The 15,704-nt window shown below is 67.2% G+C and carries 14 protein-coding genes and 1 pseudogene; 6 read left to right on the forward strand and 9 right to left on the reverse strand.

Features of this window, described 5'->3' with window-relative positions; translation table 11 throughout:
- Window positions 1-113 precede the first annotated feature (113 nt).
- The 5 genes from hflX to AB0B25_RS13745 all read right to left on the reverse strand — a co-directional run bounded on the left by hflX (window position 114) and on the right by AB0B25_RS13745 (window position 5,238).
- Window positions 114-1,562 (reverse strand): GTPase HflX, encoded by a 1,449-nt coding sequence (gene hflX / locus AB0B25_RS13725; protein WP_357178202.1) that lies wholly within the window; start codon window positions 1,560-1,562, stop codon window positions 114-116.
- A gap of 173 nt (window positions 1,563-1,735) precedes the next feature.
- The gene (gene dapF, locus AB0B25_RS13730) at window positions 1,736-2,617 is read right to left on the reverse strand and encodes a diaminopimelate epimerase (protein ID WP_357178205.1); all 882 of its coding nucleotides are present in this window, start codon (window positions 2,615-2,617) and stop codon (window positions 1,736-1,738) included.
- Between the two features lie 34 nt (window positions 2,618-2,651).
- Window positions 2,652-3,488 carry a TrmH family RNA methyltransferase gene (locus tag AB0B25_RS13735; protein ID WP_357178134.1) on the reverse strand — a complete coding sequence of 279 codons (837 nt, stop codon included), beginning with the start codon at window positions 3,486-3,488 and terminating at the stop codon, window positions 2,652-2,654.
- Window positions 3,485-4,414 (reverse strand): tRNA (adenosine(37)-N6)-dimethylallyltransferase MiaA, encoded by a 930-nt coding sequence (gene miaA / locus AB0B25_RS13740; RefSeq protein WP_357178137.1) that lies wholly within the window; start codon window positions 4,412-4,414, stop codon window positions 3,485-3,487. Before miaA ends, AB0B25_RS13735 begins: the two co-directional genes overlap by 4 nt.
- Complete coding sequence (locus tag AB0B25_RS13745; protein ID WP_357178140.1) at window positions 4,411-5,238, reverse strand: hypothetical protein; 828 nt, start codon at window positions 5,236-5,238, stop codon at window positions 4,411-4,413. The genes miaA and AB0B25_RS13745 overlap by 4 nt, the downstream gene beginning before the upstream one ends.
- Window positions 5,239-5,415: 177 nt before the next feature.
- On the opposite strand from AB0B25_RS13745, the gene AB0B25_RS13750 reads away from it, so the two are divergent.
- On the forward strand, window positions 5,416-6,792 hold the full coding sequence (locus tag AB0B25_RS13750; RefSeq protein WP_357178143.1) for a DUF349 domain-containing protein: 1,377 nt from the start codon (window positions 5,416-5,418) through the stop codon (window positions 6,790-6,792).
- A 60-nt stretch (window positions 6,793-6,852) separates the two neighbouring features.
- Here AB0B25_RS13750 and AB0B25_RS13755 read toward each other — a convergent pair whose 3' ends face one another.
- Together AB0B25_RS13755 and miaB are read right to left on the reverse strand one after the other, a co-directional pair.
- Entirely contained in the window at window positions 6,853-7,473 is a 621-nt protein-coding gene (locus AB0B25_RS13755; RefSeq protein WP_357178207.1) for a hypothetical protein, read from the reverse strand.
- A 119-nt stretch (window positions 7,474-7,592) separates the two neighbouring features.
- Window positions 7,593-9,143 (reverse strand): tRNA (N6-isopentenyl adenosine(37)-C2)-methylthiotransferase MiaB, encoded by a 1,551-nt coding sequence (gene miaB, locus AB0B25_RS13760; RefSeq protein WP_357178210.1) that lies wholly within the window; start codon window positions 9,141-9,143, stop codon window positions 7,593-7,595.
- Window positions 9,144-9,407: 264 nt separating this feature from the next.
- Between miaB and AB0B25_RS13765 the strand changes: the two genes are divergently transcribed.
- The 5 genes and pseudogenes from AB0B25_RS13765 to AB0B25_RS13785 form a co-directional block, all read left to right on the forward strand.
- The gene (locus tag AB0B25_RS13765; RefSeq protein ID WP_357178213.1) at window positions 9,408-10,136 is read left to right on the forward strand and encodes an amino acid ABC transporter ATP-binding protein; all 729 of its coding nucleotides are present in this window, start codon (window positions 9,408-9,410) and stop codon (window positions 10,134-10,136) included.
- Between the two features lie 80 nt (window positions 10,137-10,216).
- Entirely contained in the window at window positions 10,217-11,053 is an 837-nt protein-coding gene (locus AB0B25_RS13770; protein ID WP_357178146.1) for a glutamate ABC transporter substrate-binding protein, read from the forward strand.
- 107 nt (window positions 11,054-11,160) lie between these two features.
- The gene (locus AB0B25_RS13775) at window positions 11,161-11,841 is read left to right on the forward strand and encodes an amino acid ABC transporter permease (protein WP_357178148.1); all 681 of its coding nucleotides are present in this window, start codon (window positions 11,161-11,163) and stop codon (window positions 11,839-11,841) included.
- A 76-nt stretch (window positions 11,842-11,917) separates the two neighbouring features.
- Complete coding sequence (locus tag AB0B25_RS13780) at window positions 11,918-12,820, forward strand: amino acid ABC transporter permease (RefSeq protein ID WP_357178151.1); 903 nt, start codon at window positions 11,918-11,920, stop codon at window positions 12,818-12,820.
- A 307-nt stretch (window positions 12,821-13,127) separates the two neighbouring features.
- Window positions 13,128-13,871: pseudogene (locus AB0B25_RS13785) on the forward strand (DUF4158 domain-containing protein); the annotation flags it as partial.
- On the opposite strand, the gene AB0B25_RS13790 reads toward AB0B25_RS13785, so the two are convergent.
- Both AB0B25_RS13790 and AB0B25_RS13795 read right to left on the reverse strand, forming a co-directional pair.
- The gene (locus AB0B25_RS13790) at window positions 13,859-15,034 is read right to left on the reverse strand and encodes an AAA family ATPase (protein ID WP_357178154.1); all 1,176 of its coding nucleotides are present in this window, start codon (window positions 15,032-15,034) and stop codon (window positions 13,859-13,861) included. The pseudogene AB0B25_RS13785 and the gene AB0B25_RS13790 sit on opposite strands and share 13 nt — an antisense overlap.
- Before the next feature lie 328 nt (window positions 15,035-15,362).
- Window positions 15,363-15,704, reverse strand: a 342-nt coding sequence (locus tag AB0B25_RS13795) for a transposase (RefSeq protein ID WP_357178157.1), incomplete at its 5' end; no start/stop codon positions are given.

Raw genomic sequence — 15,704 nt, forward strand, 5'->3', positions numbered from 1 at the left:
ACGCCAGTGCGTGGCACGCATCGACCCACCTCGTTCGAGCGAGCACCGTGCCGAGCCGATCGGCCTGATCTACACCGAAAGTCCCGCGTGGATGACCGGTTTCCGCAGAACCGTCACTCCGTTGCCGCGTGCCCGTCGGCCTCCGGCGAACCTGCGCCCGCGTGCGCGTACTGCGACAGGGCAGCGGCGAGGGCATGCGGGACCCGGGCGCGGACGCGGGTGCCGCCTTCCTCGTGACTGGAGCTCACGATGCGGCCGTCAGCGTGGATCCGCGCGAGCAGATCGCCGCGTGTGTACGGCAACAGCACGCCGATCTCCACATCCAGGCCGCCGAGCATCTCGGCCAGGCGCGCGCGTAGCGCGTCGATGCCGAGACCGGAATGGACCGAGACGAACGACGCGTCCGGCAACAGTGCGCGCAGGTGGGTGAGTCCCATCGGATCGACCGCATCGACCTTGTTGACCACCAGCAGTTCCGGCGGTGCGGGCGTGCCGGAATCCTTGATCACATCCGTGATCACCTCGCGGACCGCCTTGATCTGCTCGGCAGGAAGCGCGTCGGAACCGTCGACCACATGCAGCAGCAGGTCGGCGCCGGTCACTTCCTCCAGGGTGGAGCGGAACGCCTCGACCAATTGGGTGGGCAGGTGGCGGACGAAACCGACGGTGTCGGTGAACACCACCTCGCGGCCGTCGTCCAAGTCGGCCCGGCGGGTGGTCGGGTCCAGAGTGGCGAACAACGCGTCCTGCACCAGGACACCGGAACCGGTGAGAGCGTTCATCAGGCTCGACTTGCCCGCGTTGGTGTAGCCGACGATCGCCACCGACGGGATGCCGCTGGAATTGCGGCGTGCCCGCATGGTGTCACGCGCGGTCTTCATCTCGCGAATCTCACGGCGAAGCTTGGCCATTCGCTCACGGATGCGGCGACGGTCGGTTTCGATCTTGGTCTCACCGGGACCACGCAGACCGACACCGCCGTTACTGCCCGCGCGACCGCCGGCCTGCCGAGACATCGACTCGCCCCAGCCACGCAGCCGCGGCAGCATGTACTCCATCTGGGCCAGCGAGACCTGTGCCTTGCCCTCGCGGGAGGTGGCGTGCTGGGCGAAGATGTCCAGAATCAGCGCGGTCCGGTCGATCACCTTCACCTTGGCGACCTTCTCCAGCGCGGTCAGCTGCGCGGGGGTCAGCTCACCGTCGCAGATCACCGTGTCGGCGCCGGTCTCCAGCACCACGGTGCGCAGTTCGTCGGCCTTGCCGGAGCCGATGTAGGTGGCCGGATCCGGCCGGTCCCGGCGCTGGATCAACGCCTCGAGCACCTCGGAGCCCGCAGTCTCGGCCAGTGCGGCCAGCTCGGCCATGCTCGCCTCCGCCTGCGCGGCGGTCCCCGAGGTCCAGACACCGACCAGCACGACGCGCTCCAGGCGCAACTGGCGGTACTCGACCTCGGTGATGTCGGTGAGTTCGGTGGACAGACCCGCGACGCGTCGAAGCGAGCTGCGGTCCTGCAACTGCAACTCGCCGACCGTGGGCTCACCCGACCACCCGGAACGCGCCATTCTGGCGCTGTGCTCGGCGACGACGTCACCGGTCACATCGGCATCGCGGTCGTCGGCATCGCGGTCACTCCCGGCCGCCGGGGTGAATTCATACGTCTCTGATTTGCTCATACACCGTCCATGCTGCCACGAAACGGTGGCCGTGGCACTCGGTTATCCGCGGTGCACGCAGCTCACAGACCGTCCCACCAGGATTCGGCAAGGCGGCCGGAGGCTACCAGAACCGACGGTCCACGCAGCCACGCCGAGCCGTTCTCGATGCCGACGATCACCGCACCGCCCGGCACACGGACGGTCACCGATCCGGTGTCCTCCGCGATCCGGAAGCCGTCGGCGACCAGCGCCGCGGCGGCCGCTGCCACGGTTCCCGTTCCGCACGACCGTGTTTCGCCGACACCGCGCTCGTACACCCGCATGTCCACCGAGCGATCGGCATCGAGTGCCGTGACGATCTCGACGTTCACGCCGTGCGGGAACAGATCGGGATCGAAACCGGGCGGGACGGTCAGGTCGAGCTTGCCGAGAGCCTCCGACGACAGCCCCGGGTCGACGCACGCCAGATGCGGGTTGCCGACATCGATGCCGATACCCGGCAACGCCCAGCCCGCGATCGTCGCGGTCGACTCGCCGAGTTCGCGCACCCGGCCCATGCCGACGGTGACCTCACCGCTGACCACGTCCGCGGCGTGCACAGTGACCGGACGCGCTCCGGCACGACTGCCGACGACGTAGCCATCCCGGGTCTCGAGTCCCGACGACGCCAGGTAGTGGGCGAATACGCGCACCCCGTTGCCGCACATCTCGGCGATCGAACCGTCGGCATTGCGATAGTCCATGAACCAGTCGTCCGCGCCGACACCCGCCGGGATCTCGTCGAGCACACCCGCGGCCAGCAACGCACCGGCCCGCGCGACCCGCAGCACGCCGTCCGCACCGACCCCGCGGCGACGATCGCACAGCGCGCCGACCCGCTCCGGGGTCAGCGCCAGCCGTACCTGCGGGTCGGGCAGCACCACGAAGTCGTTCTCGGTGCCATGTCCCTTGGTGAACTCGATATCCGGCACGTACGATGTCTCCCTGATCTCGTCGTCATTGGGCAAACGTCCGGCGCTGCCGGGAAATTTCGTAGAGCGCCACCGCCGCCGCCGACGGCGCGCCCAACGAACTGGCCGTGCCACCCATGGGTATGTACACCATGTCGTCGCAGACCTGCCGCCAGGCCGAGCTCAGACCGCTGGTCTCATTACCGACGACGAGGATCGTCGCCTCGGTGAAGTCGTGGTCGTAGGCCGCGCGGGGGCCGTCCTCGTCGGTGCCGACGATGCGGGTCGGGATGCCGCGACGCACCTGACGGTCGCGGAACTCGAGCACCTGCGCGGGTCCGGCAGCGCGAATGACCGGCACGCTGAACAGCGAACCCGTCGACGCGCGCACCGCCTGCGGGTCGTACTGGTCGGCGCCGTGCCCGGTCACGATGACACCGCTGGCGCCGAACGCGTCCGCCGACCGGATCAGCGTGCCCAGATTGCCCGGCGAGTTGGGGCGATCGAACACCACCACCACCGGCGCGTCCTCCCCTGGCTCGCCGGGCTCGAACGTCTCGAGTTCCGGCTGTCGCGACACCGCGACGGCCACGAGTTCCGGTATGCCGCTGGATTTTTCCCCGAGTTCGGCCATCAACTCGGGGACCAGGCCGACCTGTGGCGCGCCACTGGTATCCAAGACCTCGCGCGCCCAACTGGACAGGTCGGGCACACCGAGGCGGTACAGCAGCGTCTCGAGTGGCCAATCATTGGCGACGGCTTGGGTGATCGGGCGGACCCCCTGCACCAGGAACCGTCCGTCCCGATGACGTTTGGTCCGGTTGTTCAGGTATGCCTGCCACACCTGGACAGAGGCGTTGCGGGTGCTCACACGTCTGTTCACTGAGTCCGTTCTTTCTCGTCGAGCAAGGCGAGCGTCGTCGCCACCAGGTCGGGGTCGGCGCCGTCCACCCAGCGCACCCGGGGATCGCGCCGAAACCACGAACGCTGCCTGCGGACGTAGCGGCGTGTGCCGATCAGGGTGCGCTCCCGCGCGTCGTCCAGGTCGTATTCGTTATCCAAGTAGGACAGGACTTGTGCGTAGCCGATTGCGCGCCGGGCGGTGACACCCTCCCGCAGGCCGTGCCCGATCAGGCCGCGTACCTCCTCGACAAGCCCGTGCGCGAACATCGAGGCGGTGCGCTGTTCGATGCGCGCGTCCAGAGCCGCGGTCGCACGGTCGACACCGATGATGAGGGTGCCCCACCGCGGCTGGCCGATCCGCGGAGCCGACGCGGCGAACGGCCGGCCGGTGAGTTCGACGACCTCGAGCGCGCGGACCATGCGGCGGCCGTCGGTCGGCAGGATCGTGGCCGCCGCCGCCGGATCGGCCTTGCGCAGCGCGGCGTGCACCGCCGCGACGCCGCCCTCCGCGAGCACCGCCTCCCAGCGGGCCCGCACGAGGGGATCGGTGGCCGGGAAATCCCACTGGTCCAGCAACGCCTGGACATACATCATCGAGCCGCCGACGATGACCGGCACGCGCCCTCGGGCCATGATCGCGGCCACGTCCGTGCTCGCCGCGGCCTGATAAGCGGCAACGGTCGCGGTCGCGGTCACCTCCAGCACGTCGAGCTGATGGTGCGGGATCCCGCGGCGCTGGGCGAGCGGCAGTTTCGCGGTGCCGACGTCCATGCCACGGTAGAGCTGCATCGCGTCGATGTTCACGATCTCGCCGCCGAGCCGTTCGGCCACGTCGAGAGCGAGATCGGACTTACCGGTGGCGGTGGGTCCGACCACTGCGATCGGGGTGATGCCCGTCCCGGTCACGCGACCTCGTCTCGCGTGGGACGCCAGAGGCTCACGTGGTAGCCGACCCCGAAGGGCGCGTCGCAGTACCGGGTCTCGACCATCGGATCGGCGCGGAACAGCCCGGCAAGCACCTGGTACGCGGGCCGGCCGGAGAGGGCGAGTTCGGCGCACAGTGCCGGATCGAGTGCGTGGATTCCGGCGCGGTCGCCCGCCGTCAGCGCGCGATCGAGCGCGTCCTGCACGGCGTCGGCCCGTTCGTCGAGGTAGCCGGGCGCCTTAATGGACAACGTCGCCGCACCGTCGGCGACGACGAGCACACCCACCGGCGCGTCGCTGACGTCCAGCTCGGCGCGCAGCCGCGCGCCGAGTTCGGCGCACCGATCCGGTGGTGCGTCCCTCGCCACGATGCGAGCCTCGGCGACGGCCGCCGGCGCGACTCGCCCCCGCAGCCACCCCGCGATCAGCGCGGGCAGCGCAAGCCCGGGATCGGCCTCGCGCGGGCCTGCGACCGCTGCGCAGGACAGGCCTACCCGCAGGTCCGCGCCGAACCCTCGAAACGTGCCGACCGTTTCCGGCCCGAGCACGTCGTCGGCGATACCCACGCCCAGCACCATCCAGCGGTCCGGCACGGCCGCGAAAGTACGCACCGCGTCCAGCACCGCGGCGCGCAGTACGGCGCGCTGGTCGGGATGGTCGATTCCCACCGGGTCGGCCCCACCGCCGCACAGTTCGGGCACCAGGATCGGCGGCGAGGGAACCAGGGCGGCGAGGGAGAACACGTCGTAACCGTAGTCGTTGCGCAGACCACCGGTACCGTCCGGCTTCGAGTGTCTCTGCCGCAAACACCGCCGAGATTGATAGTGTTCGAGGAGCTACAACCCAGGTCATCAGGGGTTGCAATCCCCGGGATTCCGCCGGGGGAAAGTGTGGATCAATGGTCACAGGAGCTCGGACCGGGTTGAATGGGATGAGCTAGGGCGTAACCAGGCAGCCGTGACGCGCGGCAGGGACGAGGAAAAATGACCGACAGCAACGGAACCGCGAAAGCCAGCCCGGGCAAGATGCCGCGCTCTTCCGGTGCCCCGAAACCCGGCGGCTCGATTCAACCCCCCAAGCCGCACGCGGTCAAACCAGCCCCGGGCCCGGCCCAGCAACACCCACATCCCGTCGTGGTACCCACGGTCTCCGATCCCAGTGTGTGGGGCCGAGTCGACGAGGACGGCACCGCCTGGGTGAAGACTGCCGACGGTGAACACCAGGTCGGGTCCTGGCAGGCGGGCGACGCCGCGGAGGGCCTGGCCCACTTCGGCCGCCGGTTCGATGATCTCGCCACCGAGGTCGCCCTGCTCGAAGCACGGCTGGCCGCGGGCGCGGATGCGCGCAAGACCAAAGCCGCCGCCGTCGCGCTGGCCGAATCGCTCCCGACCGCCGCCGTCATCGGCGATATCGACGGACTCGCCCAGCGTTTGCAGGCGATCGCCGAACACTCCGAGGAAGCGGCCGCGCACGCCAAGGAGGAGAAGGAGCGCGCCCGCCACGAACACACCGAGCGTAAGGAGGCGCTCGCGGCCGAGGCGGAGAAGATCGCCGCCGAGGCCACCCAGTGGAAGGCCGCGGGCGACCGGCTACGCGAGATCCTCGACGAATGGAAGTCCATCCGCGGGGTGGACCGCAAAGTCGACGACGCGCTGTGGAAGCGCTACTCCAAGGCGCGGGAGGCATTCAACCGGCGCCGCGGCGCGCACTTCGCCGAGCTGGACCGAGAACGCGCCGCCGCGAAGTCGCGCAAGGAGGAACTGTGCGGGCAGGCCGAAGAACTGTCCGGGTCCACCGATTGGGTGGGCACCGCCAGCATCTTCCGTGACCTGCTCGCCGATTGGAAAGCCGCAGGTCGCGCCCCGCGTGAGGCCGATGAGGCGCTGTGGCGGCGTTTCAAGAGCGCGCAGGACGTGTTCTTCGCCGCCCGCAACGCGGCGGTCTCCGAACGCGACGCCGAGTTCGAGCACAATGCGGTGGCCAAAGAAGAACTGCTGCGCAGCTACGGCCACATCGACCCGTCCACCGACCTGGACGCCGCACGCAGCGGGCTGCGCGAGCTGCAAGACAAATGGGACGCGATCGGCAAGGTGCCCCGCGAGCGCATGCAGGAACTGGAAAGCAAGCTGCGCGCCATCGAGAAACGCGTCCGTGACGCTGTCGACGCGCAGTGGCGGCGCACCGACCCGGAGGCGATGGCTCGCGCGGCCCAATTCCGTGAGCGGGTAGCGCAATTCGAAGAGCAGGCCGCCAAAGCTCAGGCCGCGGGCAACTCCCGAGACGCGGAGAAAGCGCTCGAGCAGGCCCAGCAGTGGCGCGAGTGGGCCGAGGCCGCCGAAGGCGCCGTCAGCAAGCGCTGATCCTCCGACACAGGACGGTGGCCCTTCCCGGAGGGGCCACCGTCCTGTGGTCGCGTCGAGTCAGGATTCGCCGGTGCGGCGTCGACGCTCACGCTCCTCCGCGGCCGCCGCCGCGGCGCGGCGCTGCTGTTCTGCCTCCAAGTGCAGGGCGGTACGGGTCCACACCACGCGGATCCAGTGGAACGTGAGCACGATCGCGACGACGGTCCCGATGACCAGCCCGAAGCCGGGACCCGCTCCGTGGTAGTTGCCCAGCCCGGGGGTCTGGCGATGCCAGATCGACAACACACCGAACACGCTGGCGATCGCGCTACCTGCGACCGCGATCCAAGCCAACACCCAACGGCGAGTCATCAGCGCGAGCGTCGAGAAGCCGATGCCGAAGACGACGAGCAGCCACACGAAAACACGGGACGGCAGTCCGATGTGCTCGACTCGCGCGGCGTCGGTACCCAGCAACACGTCGAATCCACGGGCCGCGCCCGCGTGCGGCAGGACCAGCGACAGCAGCAGCAGGAACACCGCGCCCGCCACCACCATCGCGCGCACACCGGGATCGATCTCGCCCGCGATCCGCCGCTCGACGGCATTCAGATCGTCGCGGAACTGTTCGAAGTCGCCGGTGCCCTCGACCGAGCTCACTGAGTCCTCGTTTCGTTGGTCGTCGGCTTGGCCGGTCACGGAGTCGGGGCCGCGCTGCGCCGCGCTGCTCGCTGACGCGCGATGCGCGTCGTCGCCGGACGTGCGACGCGGTGTCGCGCCGCCGCGGGTGACATCGCCACCATCGTCCGGCTGGCTGCTCATATGTCGCAGCCGGTCGAGCAGCCCTCAGCCGCCGGGGCCGGCGGCGGTACGCCGATCCGGGGCAAGCCGAGACCAACTCCGATCGGCTCGGTCTTCGGGGTGCTGCCGCGCTCGTGCGCGTCCCCGGCACGGGTGCGGCGGTGCGTCTTGATCGCAGCGTCGGCGATCAGGTGGTGCGGCGCCGCGCTGGTGATATCGACGGTGACGATGTCGCCGGGACGCAGCGGTTCGTCGGTGCCGCCGGGACGGAAGTGCACCAGCCTGCCGTCGCGGGCGCGTCCGCTCATCCTGGCGGTCGCGGCGTTCTTCTTGCCCGCTCCCTCCGCGATGAGCAACTCGACCTCGGTGCCCACCAGCGCCTGGTTCGCCGTCAACGAGATCTCCTCTTGTAGCGCGATCAGCCGGTCGTAGCGCTCCTGCACGACGGCCTTGGGCAGCTGGTCGGGCATGTCCGCGGCGGGGGTTCCGGGCCGCCTGGAGTACTGGAAGGTGTACGCGCTGGTGAAACGCGCCTGGCGGACCACATCCAGGGTCTCCTGGAAGTCCTCCTCGGTTTCGCCGGGGAAACCGACGATGATGTCGGTGGTGATCGCCGCGTGCGGCATCGCGGCCCGCACCTTGTCGATGATCCCGAGGTAACGGGCCTTGCGGTAGGAGCGGCGCATGGACTTGAGCACCCGATCCGAGCCGGACTGCAGTGGCATATGCAGCTGGGGGCAGATATTCGGGGTCTCGGCCATCGCCTCGATCACGTCGTCGGTGAATTCGGCCGGGTGTGGCGAGGTGAAGCGGACCCGCTCGAGGCCGTCGATGGTCCCACACGCGCGGAGCAGTTTGGCGAACGCACCACGGTCACGGGGCTCGCTCGGATCGACGAAGGACGCGCCGTAGGAGTTGACGTTCTGCCCCAGCAGCGTCACCTCGAGCACGCCCTGGTCGACCAGCGCCTGCACCTCGGCGAGCACGTCGCCGGGGCGGCGGTCGACCTCTTTGCCGCGCAACGAGGGTACGATGCAGAAGGTGCAGGTGTTGTTGCAGCCGACCGAGATGGAAACCCAGCCCGCATAGGCTGATTCGCGCTTGGCGGGCAAGGTGGACGGGAACGCCTCCAGCGACTCCAGGATCTCCACCTGGGCCTCCTGGTTGTGCCGCGCCCGCTCCAGCAGTACCGGCAGCGAGCCGATGTTATGTGTGCCGAACACCACATCCACCCACGGCGCCTTGCGCACCACGACGTCGCGGTCCTTCTGCGCCAGACAGCCGCCGACGGCGATCTGCATGCCGGGACGCCCCGCCTTGATCGGAGCCAGATGACCGAGCGTTCCGTAAAGCTTGTTATCGGCATTCTCGCGCACCGCGCAGGTATTGAAGACGACGAGGTCGGCCGTCGCGCCGGGCGCGGCCTTCACATATCCCGCATCCTCCAGCAAACCCGATAAGCGTTCGGAATCGTGCACGTTCATCTGGCAACCGAAGGTGCGGACCTCATAGCTGCGTGCTGTGCCGTCGAGGGCCGCCGGGGACAACCCCTCCGCCGGAGATGACACTGCCTGTCCGATCGAATCCACCTGTCCAGGGTACGGGTCGGCCGGTTTCGCGGGTATCGGCGCAGGCCCAGGGGTGGCCCCGGTACGGAAATCGACGTTACGGCCATGTATCGCATCGGCGTGTCGTCACGGCGTGTCGGATAAACTCGGGCAAATTCACAAAATCGGCTTAAGGTCTTGACCATGACCGACGACGCCGCCGCGCCCGATACCACCGGGAACGCTTCAACCGGGGACGTCAGCGCCGCAGCCAGCGCGCCGCCGATGATCTCGATACGCAATGTGGACAAGCATTTCGGCGACCTGCATGTGCTCAAAGACATCAACCTCGAGGTTCCCCGAGGACAGGTCGTCATCGTTCTGGGCCCTTCGGGTTCCGGAAAGTCGACGCTGTGCCGCACCATCAACCGACTGGAACCGATCGACTCCGGCGACATCGCCATCGATGGCGTCCCGCTGCCCGCCGAGGGCCGCGCGCTGGCCGCGCTGCGCGCCGACGTCGGCATGGTGTTCCAGTCGTTCAACCTGTTCGCACACAAAACGATCGTGCAGAACGTCATGCTCGCGCCGACCAAGGTCCGCAAGATCAAGAAGGACGACGCGCACACGCGCGCCATGGAACTGCTCGACCGAGTCGGCATCGCCGATCAGGCGGACAAATACCCGGCACAACTGTCGGGCGGGCAACAGCAGCGCGTCGCGATCGCCCGCGCGCTGGCGATGAGCCCCAAGGTGATGCTGTTCGACGAGCCGACCTCCGCGCTGGACCCCGAGATGGTCAACGAAGTGCTCGAGGTGATGGTGTCACTGGCCAAGGACGGCATGACCATGCTGGTCGTCACCCATGAGATGGGCTTCGCCCGGCGCGCCGGACACCGGGTGCTGTTCATGGCCGACGGCCAAGTGGTGGAGGACGCGACGCCGGACGCCTTCTTCACCGCCCCGGAGTCCGACCGCGCCAAGGACTTCCTCGGCAAGATATTGAGCCACTGAATAGTGTCACTGACCTGACACAAAGCCACTGACCTGCCGGACAGAGCGGCTAGCACCACCCATGAGAGGGAGAAAACCAGATGAGGATCAATCATGCCCTGCGCGTCGGTGTCGGGGTGATCGCCCTGACGCTCGCCGCCGCGACCGCGAGCGCGTGTGGCGGCGGCGGCGACAAAACCGCACTGGACCACGCCAAGGACGGCAAGCTGACCGTCGGCATCAAATTCGACCAGCCGGGCCTGGGCCTACGCAACAAAGACGGCTCCTACGGTGGCTTCGATGTCGAAGTGGCGAAGTACGTGGCGGGCAAGCTCGGCGTCAAGCCCGACGCCATCACCTTCAAAGAAGCTCCTTCCGCCCAGCGTGAAACGCTGATCGAGAACGGCCAGGTCGACTTCATCGTCGCGACCTACTCGATTACCGACAAGCGCAAGGAGAAAGTCGACTTCGCCGGTCCTTACTACGTGGCGGGCCAGTCGTTCCTGGTACGCGCCGACAACACCGACATCAATGGCCCGGAGACGTTGAAGGGCAAGAAGGTCTGCTCGGTGAAGGGGTCCACCCCGGCGCAGAACATCGAGAAGAACTTCCCCGACACCCAGCTGCAAGCCAACGACACCTATTCGCTGTGCCTGGAAGGCCTGCGCGCCGGGTCATGGGACGCCGTGACCACCGATGACATCATCCTGGCTGGTTACGCCGCGCAGAGCAGCGGAGCGTTCAAGGTGGTCGGCAAGCCGTTCACCACGGAGAACTACGGCATCGGCCTGAAGAAGGGCGATAAGCAACTCCGCGATCAGGTCAACAACGCGATCGAGGCGATGTTCGCCGACGGGTCCTGGAAGAAGGCGTTCGACGCGACCGTCGGCGCCTCCGGTTACCAGGCACCGCAGCCGCCGGCCCTGAACCGGTACTGAGGTCCCTACCTCTTCCACCCGAGTTCGGGTGGCCCGGCCGCATCCGGCCGGGCCGCCCGCCGCACATCCCCTGACCATCGAGAACTGATCGGAGGGACGCGTCCGCCGTGTTCGACCTGATCTCGAGGTATGACACCAATATCCTCGAAGCCTTCTGGGTGACTATCGAACTCACCGTGCTGTCGGCGATCGGCGCGCTGATCCTCGGCACGATCGTCGCCGGACTGCGGGTTTCCCCCGTGCCGGTCGCACGGTGGGTCGGTACCGTCTACGTCACCATCTTCCGCAATACCCCACTCACATTGATCATCGTGTTCATGTCGCTGGGCCTCTACACCACCATGGGCTGGCGGCTTGCAGGTGAAGGCCCGGATTCGTTGGAGCAGAACAACTTCCGCTTCGCCGTCATCGGCCTGAGTATTTACACGGCCGCGTTCGTCTGCGAGTCGCTGCGCTCGGGTATCAATACGGTGCCGATGGGCCAGTCGGAGGCGGGCCGCTCGCTCGGCTTCGGCTTTCTGCAGAATCTGCGGCTCATCGTGCTGCCGCAGGCCTTTCGCTCGGTCATCGCACCGCTGGGCAGTGTGCTGATCGCACTGACCAAGAACTCCACCATCGCCTCGGCCATCGGCGTCGCCGAAGCGGCGACCCTGATGGCGGAGATGAACGAGACCGAGGCCGCCGTGCTGGCCATCGGCGCGATCTTCGCGCTCGGCTTCGTCATCCTGACCCTACCGACCGGCCTGTTCTTCGGCTGGCTGGCCAAGCGATACGAGGTGGCCCGATGAGTGGGCACGGCGAGCCAGCGATCAACGCAACCCCCGGTGCGGTGCCGCAGAAGTCGAGCGTCAGCGAGGCCAGGGCATGAGCGCAGGCGCTTCCGTTCTGTTCGACGCACCGGGCCCGAAAGCTCGGTTGCGCAATACTATCTATTCGGCCGTCGTCTTGATCGCGGTGCTCGCAGCGGTCTGGATGTTCTATCGCGGCTTCGCCGACAAGGGGCAGTTCACCGCAGCGAAATGGAAGCCGTTCCTCGACGTCGAAGTGTGGTCCACCTACCTGCTGCCGGGGTTGCGGGGCACCGTGGTGGCCGCGCTGCTGTCGATCGTGTTCGCCCTGGTTGTGGGCATGGTCTTCGGCATCCTGCGGCAGTCGGACCATCGAATCGTGCGCTGGGTGGCCGGCACGATCGTCGAGGTGGCCCGCGCGATTCCGGTGCTGATCTTGATGATCTTCCTGTTCGCGGTGTTCTCCGACTACCAGGTCTTCAAGTCCGACGATCTGGCACTTGCCGCGGTGGTCACCGCCCTGACCATCTACAACGGTTCGGTCATCGCGGAGATCGTGCGAGCGGGTATTCGGTCACTGCCGAAAGGACAGACCGAGGCGGCGGTCGCGCTCGGCATGCGCAAGAGTCAATTGATGCGGCTGATCCTGCTGCCGCAGGCGATCACGGCGATGCTGCCCGCGCTGATCTCGCAGATGGTGGTCGCGCTCAAGGACTCGGCGCTGGGCTACCAGATCACCTATGTCGAAATCGTGCGGTCCGGCCAGCAACTCGGCGCGGCCGAACAGAACACCGTACCGGCGTTGATGGTCATCGCGGTCGTCATGATCGCCCTCAACAGCACGCTGACGTTGGTGGCGACCAAGCTGGAAGGTCGGCTGCGGGCGCGCAAGCGCGGCAAGGGCGGCGCAGCCGTGGTGGCCGCGGACTCCATCATCACCGACGCCGCGCCCGGCGTCGATATCGGCAAGGCGCCGTGAGCATCGACGAACAAGTGCGCTAGGAGTATCAACCAGGACGGGCCAGCGGGTCACGGGCGCTGGACGCGATCTATTCGCTCCAGCGCACCGACTTTCGAACCAGTGTCCACCGGGTTCACAGGTGAACCCGTCGAGAATCGGACGATGCCTTCCGGACCAAGTAGGTTCCGGTAGTAACCGCGCGGAAAACAACGACAATGGCTTGACCAGCGAAGATATCCTGTAGCGGCTCGGGCTGCGGATGGGCTCGTTTGGTGCTTGGCTTGGCTGCCGATGAGGTTGGTCGGTGTGCTGGAGGTCGGGTTTCGTGGCGACGCGGGTGTTCGCGGATGAGGAGTTGGCGCGGTTTCGGGAGTTTTCGATATCAGTCGCGATGAGTTGGTCCGGTTCTTCACGCTCACCCCCGGCCGATATCACGTTCGTGACTCCGGGTCGGGGCCGCGGCCCTTCGGAGCGGCTGGGTCTGTCGGTGGCGCTGTGTTTGCTGCGATGGCTGGGGTTCGTCCCGGACACTGTTGTTCGCCGGGTCGTGCATGCTCGCGAGCAGGCGCAGCGCGGGACCTACGACCGGACATCGCACGAGTTGACTGCGTAGCGCTGCGCGGAGCTGGATGCTCTGCTGGTCCCGGATGTGTCGATCGAGAGGTCGCGGCTGCGGTGGTTGTCGACCGGTCCGGTGGAGGCGTCGGCAGCTGCGGTGCGCAACGAGGTCGAGAAACCGGGGTATCTACGCGGTCTGGGCGCGGACACCTCGATATGTCGGTGCTTCCGGCGGAGCAACGCCGGGTCCTGGCGGCCGGCGATGGCCTGGTCCGTCTCGATGAGGAGGGTGACCTGGTGATCTCGCCGTTGATGGCGGAGGACATCCCGTCCGAGGCGACGGCGCTCAAGGCCGAGCTGACCGAGATGTTGCCGTTCGCGCTGATAGTGCACTGCTGATCGAGCTGGACGAACGCACCGGCTACCTGGACTGCTTCACCCACGCCGGTGGCAGGCAAGCCCGGAGTTGAAACGGAACCTGATCGCGGTCCTGCTGGCTTACTCCACCAACGCCCGCGTCCCAACCGATGCGCCACGCCGACCGAGCGCTTCCGCTGCCTGCTTGTGGGCACTGTATCGCCAGCCCGGCATCGCTTCGTCATACACCACCCGACGCACAATCGGATACCGGAAACGGAACCGACCCGGCGTCTTGGTCGGACGAACCAGATCGACCGCGACCAGTTCATCGAGCGATCTCAGCACCCGGTGCTGCTCGGACTCGACGATCGCGGTCACGAGATCGAGATCGAACGGGTCACCGGCCACCGCACCGGCTTGCAGAACCCTCAACGTGTCACTCACCAACCCCGAGAGCTCATTGGTGATCGTCATCCGTAACGCCACGGAGATACCCGCCTCTTTCCCAGCTGCACCGCCAGCCCTCGGAATCGGCAGAAGCTTCCCCGAACTCCGTGCCAACTGTTCGAGATAGAACGGATTACCACCGCTCTCGAAGTGCAACGCCCCCGCCAAAGCAGAATCCGGCCGCGCTCCCAACGCTTCCGCGGCCTCCGCAAGCGTCAACGGCGCCAACTCGAGCTCACACACCGAACTCTCACGCGCCGCCTGCAAAACGGCATCCACCAGCAAACGCGGCGCCTGCCGAGGACGATAAGCCAAGACCAACACCAAACCCGGCACCGAATGCCGCAACAGATGACCGATCAGCTCCACCGAGGCCGGGTCCGCCCAGTGCACATCGTCGAGCGCCAACACGATCGGCTTGCGCCGAGCGAGCTGGTCGAACGCGAAACGGACCGCGCGATGGAACTCGAAGCGCTCCACTTCCAACCGCCTCGCCGACTGCCCGCCACCTCGCGACAACGACGGCAACACCGCAGCCAACTCCGCCATACGATTCGGACCCACCTTGGCCACGACCTGGGAATCCAAAGCCGCGAACCGCTCATCAAGGGCCTGGACCACCATCCCGAACGGGACTTCCTGCTCCGACTCCGACCCACGCCCCGCCAACACCTCGGAACCCGCCGCGACCGCCCGCTCACACCACTCACTCACAAGACGTGTCTTACCGATACCTGGCTCACCCCACACAATGACGGCGCCCGCCGAACCCGACCGGGCATCTGCCAGGACCTTGTCCATGCGCTGCAGGTGGGAGGCCCTCCCTACCAGGGCCACACTATCGACACCATCGGAATTCACAACCACAAGGTTGAATATCCCCGCACGTCAACCGATTGTCAACCATTGGGTTGAATATTCTGGACTAAGGCTGGGCTAACGCGACACCCTTATCCGGGGGCCAGGCTCCCGCCGATCCAGGATGGTTCAGCCGCCTACGAACGACGCGGCGGGATGGCGACCGCCGCCGCGAGGCTGAGGCTGGACGCAACATCGGATGGTGTTCACAGTCCGGATACTGGTCACCGTGATCTAGTAGTACTTTGTTAGGTTGGGAAGGTGTGGTGGCAGAGTGGGCAGGTACCGATCCAGATAGCCAGTGCGCGTTGGATTTCGCGGACGATGCCGTAGAGGGTCAGTCCTGCCCATCGGCTTTTGGGTCGGATAACCGCAGCGTGGTGAGAAATAGGTGGGCGGCGGTGACGAGGGTGGCGTGGTGGTGCCAGCCGAGCCAGGAACGGCCCTCGAAGTGGTCCAGGCCGAGCGCTACTTTGAGTTCGCGGTAATCGTGCTCGATGCGCCAGCGTATCTTCGCGAGGCGGACCAGATCTGCGATGGCAGTTTCGGCGGGCAAGGTGGACAACCAGTAGCCGGTGGGTTCGGTTGCGCCGGTGGGCCATTCGGCCAGCAGCCATTCTTGTTCGACGGTGCCGTCGGCGGCGCGGGGCACGCGGTGTCCGGCCGGGCGCACGCGCAG

Origin of the sequence: Nocardia sp. NPDC049190 (genome assembly GCF_040648115.1) — a bacterium.
Taxonomy (GTDB): domain Bacteria; phylum Actinomycetota; class Actinomycetes; order Mycobacteriales; family Mycobacteriaceae; genus Nocardia.

Coding starts and splice junctions, on each gene's coding strand:
- hflX (WP_357178202.1), bottom strand. CDS start 1,562: ATGGCGCGTTCCGGGTGGTCGGGTGAGCCCACGGTCGGCGAGTTGCAG.
- AB0B25_RS13750 (WP_357178143.1), top strand. CDS start 5,416: ATGACCGACAGCAACGGAACCGCGAAAGCCAGCCCGGGCAAGATGCCG.
- AB0B25_RS13765 (WP_357178213.1), top strand. CDS start 9,408: ATGATCTCGATACGCAATGTGGACAAGCATTTCGGCGACCTGCATGTG.
- AB0B25_RS13770 (WP_357178146.1), top strand. CDS start 10,217: ATGAGGATCAATCATGCCCTGCGCGTCGGTGTCGGGGTGATCGCCCTG.
- AB0B25_RS13780 (WP_357178151.1), top strand. CDS start 11,918: ATGAGCGCAGGCGCTTCCGTTCTGTTCGACGCACCGGGCCCGAAAGCT.